This window comes from Paenibacillus sp. V4I9, from assembly GCF_030817295.1.
In the GTDB taxonomy this organism is placed as follows: domain Bacteria; phylum Bacillota; class Bacilli; order Paenibacillales; family NBRC-103111; genus Paenibacillus_E.
Map to the genome: position 1 here is coordinate 5,420,102 of NZ_JAUSZE010000001.1, position 18,305 is coordinate 5,438,406.

The window sequence follows — 18,305 nt, forward strand, 5'->3', positions numbered from 1 at the left end:
AAAGGGGAGTAGCTGATACAGTAAAGTCGTCAATTCGGATCCTCATCAGGTCCCGGCTTTATTGGCAACGACAACGTTGTTAGCAAGACCTTTGCCATGTTTATTGGTGAAGGTCTTTTTTGATGAATTAGAGCCTTCACCGGTCACCGGTGCTAGGCTCTATTTTTTTCAAAAATACGCTAAAGGGAGTGTTCGCTCATGGATTGGTTATCAACAGGTTTCTTCGTCTCACTGCTCAGCATTATTCTCATTGATTTGGTACTTGCGGGAGATAACGCGATCGTTATCGGTATGGCTGCTCGTAATTTGAAAAAAGAAACACAAAAACAAGTCATTCTATTGGGTACGATAGGCGCCATCATCATTCGTGCTCTAGCAACAATGGCTGTCGTTACTCTTCTGAAAATTCCTGGTCTTCTACTGGCCGGCGGTATTCTTCTCCTCTGGATTTCGTATAAACTGCTTAGTGAAAAGAAGAATCACGGAGACATTAAGGCCAAGGATGGCATCTGGGCAGCTATTCGCACAATTATTGTGGCTGATGCCGTGATGGGTCTTGATAATGTCATCGCAGTAGCTGGCGCTGCTCACGGTAACTTCGTACTTGTCATTATCGGGCTACTGGTTAGTGTACCTATCGTTGTTTGGGGCAGTACGCTGTTCATCAAATGGATTGAGAAGTATCCGTCGATCCTATACATCGGTGCAGGTGTGCTCGTATTAACCGCTGGAAAAATGATTACTGGCGAGAAGTTCCTTGCCCCTTATTTCAACTCAAATCCGCTTGGCAAATGGTTATTTATTGGTTTGCTCATCGTAGTTGTGCTTGCAGCAGGCAAATGGTCGAAAATGATTGGCTACCAGGTCGAAGTTGGGGACAGCGGTCAGCTTACACTTCCTAAGGAATTAAGCGATGAAGCACAGATTGCTGCCGAAGATCGGTTTACCGTCAAAATGGATTCTCGCGGCAAATTCATATTGGTCAAAGCGGAGGATGATGAAGATCCTGATGAAACGATGCAGCATGCTGGCTGATAAAGGAGTTTTGATTTGCACAGCGAAAGTTACTATCATGCGTTAGTTAGCAATTGTCATACTCTATAGGGATAAGGATGATTCAACAATGACCGATTCTGGATCTATCATCACATTTGTACTCGTATCCTTCTGCCTAGCCATCATTTTGATTATGAAAAAAGACAGCCTTCCGGCACAAATGAAACGGTACCTAGCCTTACTGGCGATTATCATGGTCTCGTTATCGTTTGTACTTATCTTAATTAGCTTCTTTGGAGCCGGAATGTAAATTTACTTCCTTCCAGCTTTTTCATATAATCATAAATGAATGGGTTAACGGTCATACTAGGTGAAAACCATGTTATGGGATTTTATCAAGCACATCCCATGTGGGAATATGCCGGGAGCGTGACCGTAATGCGCTGGATCTATGTGACTGCGGCAATGGGACTTCTTCTAAGCTCGATCCCAGCAGCCGAATTACATGCCAAAGATAACCGATTACCCCAATCTCAAAACAAGGACAGGAGGGCTCCGATGACTCAAATATTGGAACGCAAGCAAGTACCGGCCGAGCACCGATGGAATCTAGAGGATTTATTTGCCGATCAGAAGGCTTGGGAACAGGAATTTCAGAATGTGAAAAACTCGCTTGGCAAAATCAGCGCCTTCCAAGGAAAACTAAGCGATCCCGCTACGGTAAAGCAGTGTTTCCAGTTGGAAGATGAAGTCTCTGTGAAAACAGAAAAACTGTATGTTTATGCCAACATGAAGCACCATGAAGATACAGCAGAACCAACCTACCAGGCCTTATCTGATAAAGCAAAAAAAATTAGTGTCGAAGTAGGAGAAGCGCTCTCCTTTGTTTCACCAGAAATTCTCAGTTTATCGGATGAAAAGCTTAAGCAGCTGGTGGAAGATCCTTCTTTATCTTTCTATAAGGACACACTCGAAGAAATGATTCGCCAGAAGCCGCATACGCTGTCCAAGGATCAGGAAGCTCTGCTTGCTCAAGCGGGTAACATGGCCGGAGCGCCAAGCACCATCTTCGGTATGCTGAACAATGCCGATTTGAAATTCCCAAAAATTAAGAACGAAAAAGGTGAAGAAGTCGAACTTACTCATGGAAGTTACATTCAATTCCTAGAGAGCCGCAACGCCGAAGTTCGAAAAAATGCCTTCCATGCTGTCTACGAAACTTATCGCAACAATAAGAATACAATTGGTGCAACGCTTAGCGCAAATATTAATAAGAATATCTTCTATGCTAAAGCTCGTAAATACCCTTCCGTTCTTGAATCTACCCTATTTGGGGACAATATTAAGAAAGAAGTGTATACGAACTTAATTTCCACTATTCACGATTCTTTGCCGCAGCTGCAGCGTTACCTGAAGCTCCGCAAGAAGCTGCTTAAAGTCGATGAATTACATATGTACGACCTTTTTGCCCCGCTGGTTGAAGAGTTCAAGATGGACATCACCTACCAGCAAGCTAAAGAAGAAATCAAGAAAAGCTTAGCCCCATTGGGCGAAAACTACTTGAAAATTCTTCAAGATGGCTTCGATAACCATTGGATCGATGTGTATGAGAACAAAAATAAGCGGAACGGCGCTTATAGCTGGGGTGCCTATGGCACACATCCTTACGTGCTTCTGAATCATAAGGACAATTTGAACAGCATGTTCACATTGACACACGAAATGGGTCACGCCATTCATTCGTATTTGTCTGATGAGAACCAAGAATACCGCTATGCGCAGTATACGATTTTCCTTGCGGAAGTCGCTTCTACACTTAATGAGGCACTGCTCATGGACTATTTATTGAAACGCGTAACGGATCCGAAAGAAAAGCTTTACTTGCTTACTTACTACGCGGATCAGTTCAGAACAAACGGTATTCCGTCAGACGATGTTTGCCGAATTCGAAATGATTACACATGAGAAATCAGAAAATGGAGATTCCCTGACACCACAGGAATTCAGTGAAATCTACTATGGCTTGAATAAGCTGTACCATGGGAATGACATGGTCGTGGATCAGGATATCGAGATGGAATGGGCTCGAATTCCTCACTTCTACAACAGCTTCTATGTGTACAAATATGCAACTGGCTTCTCGGCTGCAACCAGTTTTGCGAAACAAATTCTGGATGAAGGCCAGCCTGCCGTAGACCGTTACTTGGGCTTCTTAAAAAGCGGCGGCAGTGACTACTCATTGAACATCTTGAAAAAAGCCGGTGTAGACATGTCCACACCGGAACCAATCAAGCAAGCGATGAGTGTCTTCAGCTCCCTGCTTGATCAAATGGAAGAGTTAACGAAGTAATTGTTCTAATAAGGTTGAGGGCGTATGCCTTCAACCTTTTCTCAGGTGAAAGGATGAATGATGGATGAAGATGCAATGGATTCTTATATCTGCTTTAGTATTCGCCCTCATAACGGCTGTCTTTGCCGTCATTAACGTCGAACCGGTTCAAGTAAATTTCATGTTTGCTCAGACATCCACACCCCTGATCCTTGTCATTTTAACATCAACCTTGTTAGGCGGTCTGATTGTCGGCCTCTTCGGGATGGTGCGTCAGTACAAGCTGCAGCGCAAAGTTCGACATTTGGAAAAGCAGCTGCAGGATGCCTTGTTCCCCCCTGCTCCCCCGCAACCGGCGCATAATAAAGAGCAAACCGAACCAAGTGGTTCAACGGTTCATTAAGCATACAAAAACAACCCTGCTGCACAGATTGGGGCTGTTGACAAAATGGGTTGAGGATCTTGTCCTCAACCCATTTTGCTGTATTATAGAGTTTTTGTTGAATGGAAGAGCAACATTTCCATCTACACTGTCGCCTTAATCATTCGTTTTATGTTTAGCGCCAACGCCGAAAAGAGGCAGTGTTCCGTAGCGTTACGGATGCCCCGTTTATAGGTTCTGCTTAGATTGTGAGATTGTTTCATGATTCCGAATGTGCCTTCGCACCAAATACTCCGAAGACGCTTGAAGTTCCGATACTCTTCGCTCTTAGCCCGTTCCTTGTTGCGTTCTGTTGCTTCATGGAAAAGAGTTCGCCGAATGACTCGATATTTCTTCGACTTTCCAAAACATTGTTCACGCAGCGGGCATGCTTTGCAATCTTTGGTCTTTGCCGCATACACACTTCGATAAGGGGTCTTCATTCCATCACCCTCGACATGCGTAAACTTCAATGTCTTTCCTTCAGGACACAAGTAAGTGTCTAATTCTTCATCATATTGGAATGGTTTACCTCCAATGGCCTCAATACTGCTTTCTTTTACGATTGGTGAGATGTACCCTTCAATGTTTTGCTTTTCTAAAGCGTGATGCACCACTGCGCAGTCGTATCCTTTGTCAGCACAAACCTTTTTAATTTCAAGATTAAACCTTTCTTGCTGAGCAGCTAATCGCCCAGCGTAGGGTTCGTGGTCATTCACATTACCTGGAGTTACATGGATATCCGTGATAATACCGTAGGTCGTGTCGATACTGGTATGGCTAAGAAAATGGAATCCGATCGGCTTTTTGGGCCGATTCATCAGACCAGTCTCAGGATCCGTCAGGCTTTGAGTAACTTCTGTTTGGATAGTGGTAGTCATGCGATCCTGTTTGACTCTCCCGCACTTCTTCTTTCCTCCGGCATCGCGCTCTACTTGCCGCTGACTCTCAAGCCGCCGCGCCTCTTTTTCTAATTCCTCCAAGTATTCCGATGGTTTCTTGTCCACCTTTACTTTTTCAGAATGGCTTAGCGATGCACTCGCTTTAACATGAGTCGAATCCGTTACAATAACATCGCCTGTTACAATTCCCTTTTGTATGCATAATGTCACAATGTGATCAAATATCTCTTGAAAGATAGAGCTGTTTTTAAACCGGCGTCGACGATTCTGACTAAGAGTAGAATGATCCAGAACGGATTCCATGAGATCTAGTCCTAAAAACCAGCGATACGCCAGATTCATTTTCACTTCTTCTTCCAACTTGCGTTCAGAGGAAATTCCGTATAAATACCCGATGAGCATCATTTTCATGAGAAGCACAGGATCAATAGATTTTCGACCAACGAGGGAATATAGATGCTTCACTTTGTCGTAAATAAAAGTGACGTCCACTTCTCGTTGAATAATTCGCAGCAAGTGATCTTTTGGCACATAATCCTCCAAGTTTAAAAAAATAAACTGGTGCTGCTTATCTCCGTTAACCCCCATCATGATCGGTATCCCTCCAAATAGAAAAACTGCATAGAATTAAATTCTACGCAGTCTCTACAAAAACCTCTCAATATTGTGTTTGTCAACAGCCCCAGATTGCAGAAGGGTTGTTTTGTAGTTATTTTAAAATATCAAAACACTGAATGCTAAGCACACAATGCCTCCGACTAGCGAGGACACTGCATTGACATTGTCATTTGTCATCCATCTCATACCGCGAATCTGTGTGGCTTTATGGTCACAATGAAGCTGTTTCTCGATGGTTTTCCCGCAAACGTTACACCGATACATCACTTGAAACGTCGCCCCGAGCCAAGAATCAGCCAAAGAACCAATCAAGCCAGAAACTGCACCCAGTATGATTAGCGCTGCAAGTGTCCCTACCTTATATCCCGAGCCGCCTATCTGATTAAACCACCCACTTACCAAACCAATGAATGCTCCTCCCAGTAATGAAGCCAGCAGTCCTAATCCCGTTACACCACCCGATGTGCCAGCCGGAACACGCATGCCGTTAATAATTGAACGCGGTGTAGATACACTCATTCCACCGATTTCCGTAGCCCAAGTGTCTGCATTGACGGTTGCCATAACCCCAATAAATACAATCCACCAAGCTGGATCGTGCCAAACCGCATTCCCTATACATAGCATTAAACCAAGACCGCCATTTGCTGCAACTTGTCCGGCATCGCGTCTTCCACCTTTGGCATAACCGCTTTCTGCTGCGGATTTACGTTGATGCTTGAGTTTAGACAATAAGGTAGAAGATACGAAGAAGGCGATAAGTGTCCCAAACCAAGCTAAGTTTCCCAGTGCAAACATCGACGTACCGAGCAGCACAGCAGCAGCCAAGCCCGATAAGGATAAGGATCCCTTCCAATAGGCCGCTCCTGCGATTATCAAGCTTCCCGCTAAACCCCAAATCCACTCCACATATAGCACTCCTATCTTCTTCCCTGCCTTTTTAAACGTTCAAAAATCTCTCTTATTGTATCATAGTCGTATTCTAGTCTTCATGTTTACTATACATTTATTAAGCATCGACAAATTCATCTAAAAATTCGGTTAATTCAGTAGGATGTTACCCAATTTCTAAGAAATTTATGGTAAACTAAGTTCGGTGAAGTTAGGAGGCTGACATGTTGAACGAACAAATCGATATAACGTCCCAGTTAAAAAGTGACCTGGATCCTCAGGAGATGCTGCGCGTCATTTTTAACTATGCAGCCAAAATTGCGAACGAACGAATCCTAGACAATGTACTTATGCTGATGGCGGATATGGGACGAGAAATGATTGTCTCTGATCGATGTACGGTTTGGTTGCTTGATACGAACAAAAATGAGTTATGGTCCAAAGTCGCTCATGGCCTCGACGAAATTCGCATTCCTAGTACGGCTGGTCTTGTCGGCTATGCGGTAACGAATGATAAAGCCGTATTTATTCATGATGCCTATACGAATGAAGAATATAAGTCCTATCTCGTGAATGGGGCTTTGAAAATGGATCAACACACAGGATACCACACAAAAGCTATGATGGTTATTCCATTCCGAAATAGCCAAGGTCAAATTATGGGTGCATACCAAGCCATTAATAAGTTGACGGCAAGCGAACAATTTTCAGATAAAGACATGGAATATCTAACGTTAGCTTCCTCCTATGCGGGTAAGTCCCTAGAATCTGCTTTGCTTACGAACGAGATCGAGGAAACGCAGAAGGAAATTATTTTTAGAATGGGGGAAATTGGTGAGAGCAGGTCCAAGGAGACAGGAAATCACGTGAAGCGTGTTGCGGAATATTCATATCTCCTTGCCTTAGGATTAGGTATGAGTCAAGAAGAAGCTGAATTGTTGAAAATGGCTTCGCCCATGCATGATATCGGTAAGGTGGCTATCCCTGATAGTGTCTTAAACAAACCAGGGAAATTAACGGATGAAGAATTCAAATTGATGCAGAATCATACGCTAATTGGCTATAACCTGCTCAAGAACTCCAATCGCCATATTCTGAAAACGGCTGCTGTTGTCGCTTATGAGCATCATGAGAAATGGAACGGGCGCGGATACCCACGCGGAATCAAAGGCGAGGACATCCACATCTATGGCCGAATTACAGCGATTGCTGACGTATTCGATGCACTCGGCAGTGAGCGTGTTTACAAAAAAGCTTGGGAGCTCGATCGGATTTTGACTTTGTTTAAAGAGGAGCAGGGCGAGCATTTTGACCCGAAAGTGGTTGATGCATTTTTTCAACAATGGCCGGCCATCCTTCGAGTTCGTGAGCAATATTCGGATGCTGCTTTAGAGGATCCAACAGAAGTTTAATCAAGGATAAATAAAGGGCAGTTCTCTCAGGTCATAATTGACCTTAAGAGACTGCCCTTTGATCTGTTAAATGTTAATCGTAACAGCTCCGAATACTTCTTCTCCCCATTCTAGCTCCAAGCGATCACCATGATGCACAGGACCTACCCCTTCCGGAGTCCCCGTATAGATGATATCGCCAGCACCTAAACCATAATGCATTGCAATGTAATCAATGATGGTTTGAAGATCGAAGATCATATTACTGATATTGCCGTTCTGCACAACCTGTCCATTCTGACGAAGCTGGAAGTTCGCTTCCGCCAGCTTTGAAGCGCCTGGGAATGGTCGGAATGTACTGATTGGTGCAGACTTCAGAAAACCTTTGGCAGGCAGCCATGGCTGCCCCTTCTTCTTAATGACGTTCTGAACATCCCGAAGCGTGAAGTCAATGCCGAGTGCATACTTGTCGACAATCTCATCCACTTGGATGCCTTCTATATAAGGCTTAGCGATATGTAGGACAAGCTCGGCTTCATAGTGAATCTCACCTTGATCACCGGGAAGAGTCAACTCTCCCCCATTAATTGGGGCGAGTGCATGTGTCGGCTTGGTAAAAATCATGGGTTGATCGGGAATATCATTCCCCAGTTCGGCGGCATGTGCCCGGTAGTTGCGACCTACGCAGTAAATATTGCGAACAGCTTCTGTCATGTTGATTGCTCCTCCTCTTATTTCTTGCTAACATTTCCTTGAGCGTCCACTTGAGCACCTATCGAGATTTTACTCAAACGCTGAAAGAGCTTTGCGCCATCTTCCGTACTCATGGGTGTAGGCAATGCTGCTTTGGTCAAAATAGGCACAAGGTGGATATCGCATTGTTTATCCTTAGAGCATGCAGCCTCTAGAATAACCGTCTCCCAAGTCTTCGGGGTATCATTGGTTGTAAAAATGAAATTGCCTAGACTATAAGCAATCCATTTGCCTTTGTATTGCTCAAAGCCTTGTAAAACATGTGGATGACCACCCACGACCAGATCAGCACCGGCATCGATGTAGCGATGGGCCAGGTCTTTCTGATACTTATCCGGATTATCGCTTCTTTCTACTCCCCAATGGGCAACGACAACGACCAGATCAGCACTTTCTCTTGCTTTTTGTATGGCTTCGACCGGCAGCGTGTAGCTATACGTTTCAGCTACACCCGGATGGCCAGGACCTGCTTTCCATGAAGCCTCAGGAACGACACGGCTGAAGCCGAAGAAGGCAATCTTCACACCCTCTTTTTCCACGATGACCGGTCGGTAAGCTTCTTCTAAATCTTTGCCCGCTCCAACTCGCTTAACGTCCTCTTGATCAAGGGCATCCAACGTGTCTAGCAAACCTTCCGTACCATAATCCATTACATGGTTGTTCGCTAGATTAACGAGATCAATACCGGAAGCTTTCAAAGCAGGTAATGCCATCGGTGAAGAACGATAGACGTAATCCTTACTTTGAACTGTACCTCTAGTCGTTATAGGTGTTTCTAAATTAGCAATCGTATAATCAGGCTTGGTTAGAAAGTCTTTAACATTCGTGTAGGGGTAATCATAGCCTTTTTGCTTTAAAATATCTTCCACTTTGGAGGCCATCAACACATCACCCACAAAAGTTAACTTCACTTGCCCGCCACTAATTGTGGGCTTATTCGTTGCGCTAGGAGCAGGAGTCGAGATAACGGCTTTTGCCGTAGACTCTGGGCTAGGCTTTGCGCTTGGCTCCGCACTAGCTGTGCTCGCTGTATTCGTTGGTTTGGTTGGAACAGGCGAAACACTAGCCACTGGTGATGATGCTGAATCTTGCTCTTCTGCTGATTTACTGTTCGATGTCCAATAGGAAGCGCCTATGCCAATAGCAAAACAAGCTGCTGCGGCAAGCGTGAGTCCCCCAATTACTTTGAGCGGGGTCTTCTTGGTCGTAGAGCGTTCTTTTTTCGGTTTACGGTGACGATCTTGTCTGGATTCCAATCAAAACATTCCCCTTTCCCCCTACAAATTATAGCAGAAGAATCCCTCGTTGGGTAATAGTAAGAGACTCTCATTTTCAGATTCATAATCCTTGTGGTATAACTGAAGCATAACGAAGGTCATTTGAGTTTATCAGAGAAAGGGAACGAAAACGTTGGAGAAAATCGCAATCATATCGGATATTCATGGTAATTTACCCGCACTGGAAGCTGTGCTTTTAGATATTGAACGTCGAGGAATTAAACGCATTATATGTTTGGGCGACCTTGTGGGTAAAGGGCCTGATTCCGCTTCTGTCGTTGACCGTATCAAGGAGGTATGTGAATCTGTTGTTCAAGGAAACTGGGATTTGGGGATTACCCTTCCGCAGGAGCAGCCCGCAGGATTGTGGCATCAGCAGCAGCTTGGTGAGGATAGGCTCGCTTATTTGGAACAGCTGCCTTTCTCCGTTGATTTGAATGTAAGCGGCAAATTGTTCCGACTGTTCCACGCTTCTGCGCAAAGTGTTTATCATAGAGTGAAACGTAAAGCATCCAAGGAAGAACGTCTCGCAATGTTTCAAAATACGGAGATGACAGGTGAGTCGACAGATGGGAAACAGCCTGATATTGTCGGCTACGGAGACATTCATATTCCCTATCTCATAACGATCAAAAACCCATCGGAGAAACGCTCTGTGAAGCACGCGAGCAGCGGACTGATGCTCTTCAATGTTGGTAGTGTGGGAACGCCCTATGACGGCATTCCACAAGCCTGCTACTGCGTTTTGGAGGGGGAAACCGAAGGCAATGTTCAAGCTGGGTTTGCGATTCAATTCGTGCGTGTTCCTTATGATATTGAATGTGCTGTTCGCTTGGCTTACGCCGCACAAATGCCGGAATGTCAACGTTATGAACTAGAGATTACTACAGGTCTGGTTCATAAATGAAGAGTGAAAATAATCATGGGAATTCCTTCCACAATATGATAATATAGGCGTATCATTGAAAGTGAGGATGCCATCCATGAGCCTGAACTGGCGTAAAATTGTTTTGATCGTCGTATGTGCAGAGTTATTATTTATCTATTGGAACGGCATCAGTGCTATTTCTTTCAAGAAGCAAGAAGTCACTCACCCTAGGACCACATCACAACCAGTGCCTCCGTTAACGCAAATCAAACCAATTACTCCTGGCAAATTAAGCGAGTCTGACTTCCATATACCAGATCAAAAAGCATCTTAAAGTTAAATAAGGGGTAAGCTTCGCTCACCCAATACCACAGAACATTATTTGTCAATGAAAAACGCTCTAAGCTATTGCTAGCTTAGAGCATTTTTCCGTACAAAGAGGAAGTTCTAAAGATTATACGCTGTGATGTTGTACAAACCGTGTTACTTCACTCGCGCTAAAGCCAAGCCATCATAAGCTGGCAGGATGGTGCTTTCCAAACGCGGATCGGAGGCGATCAGCTGGTTGAAGGTACGCATAGCTTGGACCGAGGCTTTGGTTTGGTTCGCGTCGACGACTTTTCCTCGCATCAGCGTGTTATCCCCTGCAATTATGGCACCAGGATTCGCCAGTTTAATTGCGAGCTCCAAATAATTCGGATAATTCACCTTGTCCGCATCGATAAAAAAGAAATCAAATCGCTCTCCCTGCTCAAGAAGCCCATTCAGGTGAACGAGTGCTTCGCCAATCCGATACTCAACGAGCTCGCCAAGGCCCGCTTCAGTTAAATTTTGCTTGGCTACATCAGCAAATTCTTGTTTTAACTCAAGCGAAATCAGCTTGCCGCCTTCTTTCAAGCCTCTCGCCAAACAAATCCCGCTATAACCGCCCAAAGCACCTATTTCCAACACCTTTGTCGCGCCAATCATCGTGACCATCATAGTGAGCAATCTGCCATATCCAGGTGCAATCGATATTTCGGGCATATTATGGGTGCGTATGACTTCCTTTACTCGCTCTAGAACTGTATCTTCTTCGTATAAACCTTCCATATAGCTCTCGGCTGTTATGGTTTCCATGTTTTTTCCTCCTTAGAAAAGCATCAATGCCTCCACTTTGCGTGTATCGTTTGTAACTGTAACCTATTTGTCCTATACTTGTTAATTGTATGAGTTTTATGAGCGATGCACAACCCGGATGGAAGGAATCTAAACATGCCACAACAAATTGAACTAATCGCAACTTGCCCAATGGGACTTGAGGCCATCGTTGCTCGCGAAATCCGTGATCTTGGCTACAACGAGGTGACTATCGAGAATGGTCGTGTCCGTTTTCTTGGAGACGAGCTGGCCATCTGCCGCACCAATCTTTGGCTCAGAACCGCTGATCGCATCTTGGTACACATGGGCCAATTCAATGCCGTGACTTTCGATGAGCTTTTCGAAGGCACCAAAGCGCTTGCTTGGCCGGACTGGATTCCGAACGATGCCGAATTCCCTGTGGAAGGGCGTTCCCATAAGTCACAATTATCTAGCGTTCCCGCTTGCCAAGGAATCGTGAAGAAAGCCGTCGTGGAGAAGCTGAAGCTTCGCTACGGAACGGAGTGGTTCCCTGAGAACGGGGCTCGCTACGTCATCGAAGTCGCACTCCTGAACGATATTGCAACGCTGACGATCGACACAACCGGCGCCAGCCTGCACAAGCGCGGCTACCGTAAGCTCGTGACCGAAGCGCCGCTCAAGGAGACCATGGCGGCTGCGATGATCCTCCTGAGCCGCTGGAAGGTCGACAGACCGCTCTACGACCCGTTCTGCGGGTCGGGAACGATTCCGATCGAGGCAGCTATGATCGGATGGAACATCGCGCCAGGACTGCGGCGCAGCTTCCCTAGCGAGGCGTGGGGCAATATCCCACGCAAGCTGTGGGACAAGGCTCGCGACGAAGCCTTCGACGCTGTTAAAGATGATGTTCCGCTGAACATCATCGGCAGTGACATCGATCCCTCTGCCATCGAAGTGGCAGAGGCTGCCGCGAAGGCCGCCGGCTTGACGAAGCAGTTCAAGCTGCTCGTGGAACCAGTAGCCAAAGCCCGACCGCGCGGCGACTACGGCTGCTTGATCACCAACCCTCCCTATGGAGAGCGGCTTGGTGAAGCGCAAGATGTAGAGGTGGCGCTGCGCCAACTCGGTGCACTCACTGCTCCCATGCCGTCATGGAGCATGTTTATCCTAAGCCCGAGCACACAGCTCGAGCACTATATGAACCGCCGCGCGGATAAGAAGCGTAAACTATTTAATGGACGGATCGAATGCAACCTATTCCAGTATCTTGGACCATTGCCACCGCGCAGACAAACGGACAAGTAAAATAAAAATCCCTCAACGGCTCATCCGACCTAACTGCATGCATGCAGTGGGTCAGACCAAGCTAGTGAGGGATTTTATTTTATAAACAAAAACCAAATCAACAACGCCCATAGGGGAATGGACACAAGAAAACTCCATAGGCAGCCTTTGGCAAACCGCAGCTTCGGCTCCTGTTCTGTCCTTTCTTGGTGATCATTTCGCATGTTCCACCAACTCCAAGGGCAGTCCATCCGGATCTGCAAAAAAAGTATATTGGTCACCGGTAATAGGGTCAATCCGCACCGGTTCTACCGCAATCCCCTTGCTCTCAAGTTCCTTAACGCTTTGTACCATATTCGGCACAACAAAAGCCAGATGCCTAAGACCCCTTGCCTCAGGCTGGTTAACTCGCAGCGGAGGGTTCGGAAATGAAAACAACTCGATCTGCTGTTCGGTCTTCCCGATGCGTAAATCCAACTTATAGGAGTCACGTTCTGCACGATACGTTTCGTGTATGACCGTTAATCCAAGTAATTCGACATAGAAGTGTTTCGATCGCTCATAATTGGAGCTAATGATCGCCACATGATGAATTTGTTCTAACTCCACTCCATTCCCCCCTGTCCCCATTTAGTGAAAAATCGCATTCCGGGAACTCCCCCTCCTGCGGTCCGTTTCACTTATTTTATCCGTCAGTTCTCATTGTTTCAACAATTTTCTTCAAAACTTCCTCAGCGTGCACATAGTCAACTTGGGTCGCGCCACACGCTCTTTCACATCCGGCAATTCCATAATCTCATGAACGGACATCGTTGCACAGTGCTGCACAAGATCTTCCATCAATTGATAATTACTAATCCGATAATCGCGATATCGCCCTAAACCCGTTCGAGCATCCATGATAAAAGATAATAAATCCCATCCACTCGGATTCAAAATATCTTCTTTGCTGAACTGCGCCGAATCCGCTTTATCTACCCCGCGCATAATATCATCGGTATCGCCGAAGGTCTCACGCCCTCCATAGTAATCATAAACAACACGTGCCGCACTTGGCGCAATTCGGGTTCCCCTTTAAATTCAACCTTTTCACCCATCCGCTCAAGTTCACTGGAATGATGATCGAACCACAAGCCACAACCTGCTACATAAGGGACATTGGCCAAAATAATGCTATGTATCCCCCTAATAACAGTTCCAAAGCACTACTAAAACATTTGACATTCATTACATCAGCTCGTGTCAATTTGTGACAATGATTTTGTCTTTACAATTCCCTTACAGCTGGCAATAAAAAAAACGGTACGCCTAGATAGGCTGTACCGTTCTTAATTTGGATGATAAACATTGATAAAGCCTTGTCAAAAATGCTTCAATTTGCGACATCGGCGGCATTTTTACAGAAAGCTTAACTTCGCCCTTCCAGTAGAAAATCAAGATGCTATTGTTTCTCCCGTGAAACATTTCAACATCCCAACAAGCCTCATTTAACGCGTATTCTTCCCGATTGATCATGAGCTTTGGTCCATCCGAGGAAGGCACCAAACGGGCAACATGATTACCACATAGCGAAGTCACTTTTTGTTCTTCTTGTAGTATTCCTTCAGACTGCATGCTGCTGGATCCTCCTTTTATTTTTACATAAATTTGTTATGACAGAGAAAAAACCCCACCATAGTGAACCGATCGGAGGGGTTCGGATGTTGATACCCAATCGTTCGGCGGCTGGCTGGCTGCGAGTCCGGTTTGCAGGACAAGTAAGCCCCTTTAGCTTTGCGTCACTGGCTTTCGCCAGCTTTGCCTTTGTCGAGATGTCTTACTAAATATCTGAAGAGTTAAGAGTAATAAATATCTACACTCTCAAGGATACGGGAACTCGATTTGAAATCGAATAGTTCCAAAGAACTAATTTTGCAATATTTTTCAAAAATTTTCTTTTTTCGACGTATTTTTCGCCGTAATTTGACGAATCGTGCCTCTCCAATAGAAAATGGATCCCGTAATTGTAAGAACAGCCATAAGAACATACAACGTATTCCCACCATAAGAAACGAGCAAAAACCCACCTAACCAAGGCCCAATAAAGTGGCCTATGTTCGTTAATGTTTGAGCGCCAAAATAAGTGCCACGCATTTGCTCGGGAGCTAATTTGTCAATCAACATATTAGCAGCAGGGTAATTTAGAATCTCACCAAGGGTGAAAATACCCATCGAAATAATAAGCCATACCAGCGAGTGGGAGAATGCAAAGCCAACATCCCCTAACGCAAACATTAGGTTGCCAAATATAATCGCAGCGAGGGGCGTGTACTTTTCTGCCAAACGAGTAAGTGGAATCTGCATGGCAATAACCACGATCGCATTTACACTCATTAAGATCGCAAACATTTTCACACCGTCTACAAAGTTCTGCTCCAAATATTGCGAAAGTGTCACCATCACCTGTGAGTAACCGATAGCTCCAATAATACCGCCAAGGATATACAAGCGAAAAGTCAAATCACTGCGAATCACTCGCAAAGCAGAACCAAAGGTAACCGAAGATTTCTTCTCACCCTCGATTTTCTTGATGCCAAACGCGATGAGCAGTGCGTAAAGGGTGACCGCATAAATAAAATAAATGATTCCAGTGATGAGAAAAGGCAGCGCACCGTTCATCGTAGCGAAAAAAGCACCCAAAAGTGGCCCAACAGCAACACCAACATTAATCGCCATGTACCGCATCGAAAATACTTTAAGTCTCTTCTCAGGTTCTGTGAGGTCTGCCATCAAAGCCTGCGACACGGGCTCATAAAAAGATCGGCACAAGCCGTTCAGCATATTGAGCAGCATAAACAGGATTGGTAGTTTAACCATACCGAAACCTAAGAACACGAACGCCCAGCCGAAAAGAGCAGCCAGCATGATAATACGTCTTCCGAATCGGTCCGATAAGGTGCCCCCTATAAAACCGCCTACGGTTCCAGCCAAAGAACCCATCCCGATGACAATTCCGATCATCACCGCACTCATCGACGTATGCCTGGCTAAATAAATCGCGAGAAAAGGCAAACTCATGGAGGACGCAGCCCTAGCCATTACGGTTCCAAGAATTAACGTATGTACAATGGGATGATAAGAACTTAGAAAACCACGTAACCGATTCATTTGAAAGGACTCCTATCGCCGCTTAATTTACCGTAGGTCAAAGAAATCGACACCGAATTCCAATTATACACGAAAAATGACGATATGTGTCTCCAATTTGTTCTAATTTCGAATCTGTGGACTTGGGGCTACGGGTTCGTGACAGGATGGTTGGGGATGGGTTTCCCCATTTTAGTCTCGGTCTCCTTGTATGCTCCAAACAAAAAACACTCTCAGGCAGAGAGTGCAAAAAGTGTTTATAATGTCCATTCGCTTCCCCGCATGAAGCCTTGTCAGAGTCATCCGATTCCACGAACGGAATACTGCTTTCACAACTTAACCTAACTTCCCCCGCAACCAGACCCGCAGCTCGACCCTGACGAGCATGAAGAGCCCGATCCGGAGCTGCAGCTGCTGCCGCCGCCTTGATCTCCAGAACTATCGCCACTGCCTCCAGAACCTCCACAACCCGATGAAGAGCAGTTACTTTGCTTGTTATTTGGGTTATTGGTTTCATTCGCAGGCCACTGAGCGTTCATCCCGCTTGTATAGTTATTATTATCCTGAATGGAGAAGAACATCATGGCTCCTGCCATATACACCATGTTGTTCGGATTTGTTATCGAATCCTTCCATCCTGTATCCTCAAACCTGCGGCTGTTCGTTGATTGTCTGGCTTCGTTAATCGCCTGCGTGATTAGTATGCGGATCGTCTCTGCAACTTCTGGATACCGCTTCGCCTGCTCCATATCGAACCATTGCTCGGCGATTTCTTCATCATTCGCTTTGCGAAGCAAATCTGTTCGCTGCTCATCCAGCGGATTGCGGAAAAATCCGTTCCAGCACCGCGAACTCGTTGGAGCGAACTCGAACAAGTGCGCATATACCCAATCGAACCAAGCACGTTCACCCGGCATTTGCTTCGGTTCGCGTTCAGGTGAATGATGAATAGCGCCACCTGCGAATTGATCCCCGAACCGCTGATATTCTCTCGTAAACATTAGCATCTCATGCCAAATCTCATCGATTTCGCTGCTAAACATCGGGGTTCTTTTTAAAATGAGATTCATCAGGAAAAATCGTTTTAATTCAAACCATTTACAGGCAAACTCGTCATCGGACATGGAAGAATTCCCAGCTTTTACGCGATATTGGAGTCTTTCTACATAATCAAGTGGAAGAGCACTATTCAGCTTAGTAACGATTCGTTCTAACGGAACACCTTCTAGCAAACCAAGCCCTTGGGGTAAATCTGAAGCTCGAAAGCTCGGTTTGGATTTCCCTATGCGGCTTCTCTTGGACGGTTTGGGTGATTTTCGGAATAAAAAACGAAACATTTGGCATCCCTCCCTATTTCCAATATAACACAGTAATGTAAAGAGAAGAATAACATCAGTTGGAAAACATTGTATATAGGCCCTATAATAAAAGAAAGGAGGTGCTGAAGGATGAAAATAGCAGTAACCGGTGGCAGCGGGTTTATTGGTAAACGATTGATTTCTCATTTGCAGAAGCAAGGTCATGAAGTCATCAATATTTCACGTTCACCCAGAGCTGTTGTAGAGCATGTACGCACCGTTACTTGGGATCAACTAAAGACGGATTCAAGCGCATTCGCAGGACTGGATGCCATAGTGAATTTGGCTGGAGAGTCGATTAATCAGCGTTGGACAGCTGCGGCCAAGGAACGAATCGTTGGTTCTCGGCTAAAGGCAGCTGAACAAGTGGCTCAGCTTGTAGAACACATGGAAGTGAAACCGAAAGTCGTCGTTAATGCTTCAGGAATGTCCGTTTATGGTACATCAGAAACCGAAACCTTTGACGAACGAAGTCCGCACCGTCCTGTCGATTTCTTATCGAGGATAGTCGAACAGTGGGAAGACGCGGCTGATCAGATACAGGGAACACGCATCGTAAAAGTCCGCGTTGGACTTGTTCTAGACGACAAGGAAGGCGCATTCCCAAAAATGGCATTGCCTTATAAGCTTGGTGTTGGCGGTCCCATAGGCAGCGGCAAGCAATGGCTCTCCTGGATTCACATTGATGATATGGTGAGGCTTATTGATTTTTGCATTCAGAACGAAGCGATTATAGGTCCTGTTAATGCGACAGCGCCGAATCCTGTCACGAACAGGGAGTTTGGACGGGCATTAGGGAAAGCGATGCGAAGACCAAATCTATTCCCGCTTCCTGCTTTTATTTTAAAAATGATGTTCGGTGAGTTATCTACGCTGCTTTTGGAAGGTCAGAAGGTACTCCCTCGCGTATTATTAGAGCATGGCTTTACGTTTAAGTATTCTTTCGTAGACAAAGCCCTCGCTGATATTGTTTAAATAATAAAACCCAGA

Annotated in this window: 18 protein-coding genes, 1 pseudogene and 1 riboswitch; of the genes and pseudogenes, 9 read left to right on the top strand and 10 right to left on the bottom strand. The window is 45.4% G+C overall.

Annotated elements, in window-relative coordinates; all coding sequences use genetic code 11:
- The first annotated feature begins 198 nt into the window (after positions 1-198).
- The 4 genes and pseudogenes from QFZ81_RS25245 (at position 199) to QFZ81_RS25260 (ending at position 3,728) form a co-directional block, all read left to right on the top strand.
- Entirely contained in the window at positions 199-1,035 is an 837-nt protein-coding gene (locus QFZ81_RS25245) for a TerC family protein (protein WP_307440398.1), read from the top strand.
- Between the two features lie 88 nt (positions 1,036-1,123).
- On the top strand, positions 1,124-1,306 hold the full coding sequence (locus QFZ81_RS25250; RefSeq protein WP_307440395.1) for a hypothetical protein: 183 nt from the start codon (positions 1,124-1,126) through the stop codon (positions 1,304-1,306).
- Positions 1,307-1,554: 248 nt separating this feature from the next.
- A pseudogene (gene pepF, locus QFZ81_RS25255) lies at positions 1,555-3,346 on the top strand (oligoendopeptidase F).
- Positions 3,347-3,410: 64 nt separating this feature from the next.
- Positions 3,411-3,728, top strand: coding sequence for a LapA family protein (locus QFZ81_RS25260; protein WP_307440392.1), 318 nt, complete (start codon positions 3,411-3,413; stop codon positions 3,726-3,728).
- Between the two features lie 122 nt (positions 3,729-3,850).
- On the opposite strand, the gene QFZ81_RS25265 is transcribed toward QFZ81_RS25260, so the two are convergent.
- Both QFZ81_RS25265 and QFZ81_RS25270 read right to left on the bottom strand, forming a co-directional pair.
- Positions 3,851-5,239 carry an IS1182 family transposase gene (locus QFZ81_RS25265; RefSeq protein ID WP_307605273.1) on the bottom strand — a complete coding sequence of 463 codons (1,389 nt, stop codon included), beginning with the start codon at positions 5,237-5,239 and terminating at the stop codon, positions 3,851-3,853.
- Positions 5,240-5,362: 123 nt separating this feature from the next.
- On the bottom strand, positions 5,363-6,175 hold the full coding sequence (locus QFZ81_RS25270; protein ID WP_307440390.1) for a DUF92 domain-containing protein: 813 nt from the start codon (positions 6,173-6,175) through the stop codon (positions 5,363-5,365).
- 206 nt (positions 6,176-6,381) lie between these two features.
- Here QFZ81_RS25270 and QFZ81_RS25275 point away from each other — a divergent pair, with 206 nt between their 5' ends.
- Positions 6,382-7,569 (top strand): HD domain-containing phosphohydrolase, encoded by a 1,188-nt coding sequence (locus QFZ81_RS25275; RefSeq protein ID WP_307605274.1) that lies wholly within the window; start codon positions 6,382-6,384, stop codon positions 7,567-7,569.
- 66 nt (positions 7,570-7,635) lie between these two features.
- On the opposite strand, the gene QFZ81_RS25280 is transcribed toward QFZ81_RS25275, so the two are convergent.
- Entirely contained in the window at positions 7,636-8,262 is a 627-nt protein-coding gene (locus tag QFZ81_RS25280; protein WP_307605275.1) for a fumarylacetoacetate hydrolase family protein, read from the bottom strand.
- Between the two features lie 17 nt (positions 8,263-8,279).
- The gene (locus QFZ81_RS25285) at positions 8,280-9,557 is read right to left on the bottom strand and encodes a CapA family protein (RefSeq protein ID WP_307605276.1); all 1,278 of its coding nucleotides are present in this window, start codon (positions 9,555-9,557) and stop codon (positions 8,280-8,282) included.
- A 154-nt stretch (positions 9,558-9,711) separates the two neighbouring features.
- Here QFZ81_RS25285 and QFZ81_RS25290 point away from each other — a divergent pair, with 154 nt between their 5' ends.
- Positions 9,712-10,485: a metallophosphoesterase family protein gene (locus tag QFZ81_RS25290; protein ID WP_307440379.1), complete on the top strand. Its 774-nt coding sequence runs from the start codon at positions 9,712-9,714 to the stop codon at positions 10,483-10,485.
- Between the two features lie 76 nt (positions 10,486-10,561).
- Entirely contained in the window at positions 10,562-10,780 is a 219-nt protein-coding gene (locus QFZ81_RS25295; RefSeq protein WP_307605277.1) for a hypothetical protein, read from the top strand.
- 149 nt (positions 10,781-10,929) lie between these two features.
- On the opposite strand, the gene QFZ81_RS25300 is transcribed toward QFZ81_RS25295, so the two are convergent.
- Positions 10,930-11,565 (bottom strand): O-methyltransferase, encoded by a 636-nt coding sequence (locus QFZ81_RS25300; protein WP_307605278.1) that lies wholly within the window; start codon positions 11,563-11,565, stop codon positions 10,930-10,932.
- Positions 11,566-11,700: 135 nt separating this feature from the next.
- On the opposite strand from QFZ81_RS25300, the gene QFZ81_RS25305 reads away from it, so the two are divergent.
- Entirely contained in the window at positions 11,701-12,852 is a 1,152-nt protein-coding gene (locus QFZ81_RS25305) for a THUMP domain-containing class I SAM-dependent RNA methyltransferase (RefSeq protein ID WP_307605279.1), read from the top strand.
- A gap of 192 nt (positions 12,853-13,044) precedes the next feature.
- Here the strand turns inward: QFZ81_RS25305 and gloA2 are convergent, their stop codons facing one another.
- The 5 genes from gloA2 to QFZ81_RS25330 form a co-directional block, all read right to left on the bottom strand.
- On the bottom strand, positions 13,045-13,440 hold the full coding sequence (gene gloA2, locus QFZ81_RS25310; RefSeq protein ID WP_307605280.1) for an SMU1112c/YaeR family gloxylase I-like metalloprotein: 396 nt from the start codon (positions 13,438-13,440) through the stop codon (positions 13,045-13,047).
- Between the two features lie 111 nt (positions 13,441-13,551).
- A complete protein-coding gene (locus QFZ81_RS25315; protein WP_307605281.1) occupies positions 13,552-13,818 on the bottom strand; it encodes a hypothetical protein in 267 nt (88 codons plus the stop codon).
- Between the two features lie 321 nt (positions 13,819-14,139).
- Positions 14,140-14,445 carry a hypothetical protein gene (locus QFZ81_RS25320; protein ID WP_307440366.1) on the bottom strand — a complete coding sequence of 102 codons (306 nt, stop codon included), beginning with the start codon at positions 14,443-14,445 and terminating at the stop codon, positions 14,140-14,142.
- Positions 14,446-14,548: 103 nt separating this feature from the next.
- A riboswitch (cyclic di-GMP riboswitch) is annotated at positions 14,549-14,643 on the bottom strand.
- A gap of 111 nt (positions 14,644-14,754) precedes the next feature.
- Positions 14,755-15,978: an MDR family MFS transporter gene (locus QFZ81_RS25325; RefSeq protein ID WP_307440364.1), complete on the bottom strand. Its 1,224-nt coding sequence runs from the start codon at positions 15,976-15,978 to the stop codon at positions 14,755-14,757.
- Between the two features lie 320 nt (positions 15,979-16,298).
- On the bottom strand, positions 16,299-17,294 hold the full coding sequence (locus QFZ81_RS25330; protein WP_307440361.1) for a glycine-rich domain-containing protein: 996 nt from the start codon (positions 17,292-17,294) through the stop codon (positions 16,299-16,301).
- A gap of 111 nt (positions 17,295-17,405) precedes the next feature.
- Between QFZ81_RS25330 and QFZ81_RS25335 the strand changes: the two genes are divergently transcribed.
- On the top strand, positions 17,406-18,290 hold the full coding sequence (locus QFZ81_RS25335) for a TIGR01777 family oxidoreductase (protein WP_307605282.1): 885 nt from the start codon (positions 17,406-17,408) through the stop codon (positions 18,288-18,290).
- Positions 18,291-18,305 lie beyond the last annotated feature (15 nt).

Excerpts from the sequence above, each read along its gene's own strand:
- QFZ81_RS25335 (WP_307605282.1), top strand. The coding sequence starts at position 17,406 with ATGAAAATAGCAGTAACCGGTGGCAGCGGGTTTATTGGTAAACGATTG.
- QFZ81_RS25320 (WP_307440366.1), bottom strand. The coding sequence starts at position 14,445 with ATGCAGTCTGAAGGAATACTACAAGAAGAACAAAAAGTGACTTCGCTA.
- QFZ81_RS25280 (WP_307605275.1), bottom strand. The coding sequence starts at position 8,262 with ATGACAGAAGCTGTTCGCAATATTTACTGCGTAGGTCGCAACTACCGG.
- QFZ81_RS25275 (WP_307605274.1), top strand. The coding sequence starts at position 6,382 with ATGTTGAACGAACAAATCGATATAACGTCCCAGTTAAAAAGTGACCTG.
- QFZ81_RS25300 (WP_307605278.1), bottom strand. The coding sequence starts at position 11,565 with ATGGAAACCATAACAGCCGAGAGCTATATGGAAGGTTTATACGAAGAA.
- QFZ81_RS25250 (WP_307440395.1), top strand. The coding sequence starts at position 1,124 with ATGACCGATTCTGGATCTATCATCACATTTGTACTCGTATCCTTCTGC.
- QFZ81_RS25330 (WP_307440361.1), bottom strand. The coding sequence starts at position 17,294 with ATGTTTCGTTTTTTATTCCGAAAATCACCCAAACCGTCCAAGAGAAGC.
- QFZ81_RS25325 (WP_307440364.1), bottom strand. The coding sequence starts at position 15,978 with ATGAATCGGTTACGTGGTTTTCTAAGTTCTTATCATCCCATTGTACAT.
- QFZ81_RS25245 (WP_307440398.1), top strand. The coding sequence starts at position 199 with ATGGATTGGTTATCAACAGGTTTCTTCGTCTCACTGCTCAGCATTATT.
- QFZ81_RS25265 (WP_307605273.1), bottom strand. The coding sequence starts at position 5,239 with ATGATGGGGGTTAACGGAGATAAGCAGCACCAGTTTATTTTTTTAAAC.
- QFZ81_RS25295 (WP_307605277.1), top strand. The coding sequence starts at position 10,562 with ATGAGCCTGAACTGGCGTAAAATTGTTTTGATCGTCGTATGTGCAGAG.
- QFZ81_RS25305 (WP_307605279.1), top strand. The coding sequence starts at position 11,701 with ATGCCACAACAAATTGAACTAATCGCAACTTGCCCAATGGGACTTGAG.
- QFZ81_RS25260 (WP_307440392.1), top strand. The coding sequence starts at position 3,411 with ATGAAGATGCAATGGATTCTTATATCTGCTTTAGTATTCGCCCTCATA.
- QFZ81_RS25315 (WP_307605281.1), bottom strand. The coding sequence starts at position 13,818 with ATGCGCGGGGTAGATAAAGCGGATTCGGCGCAGTTCAGCAAAGAAGAT.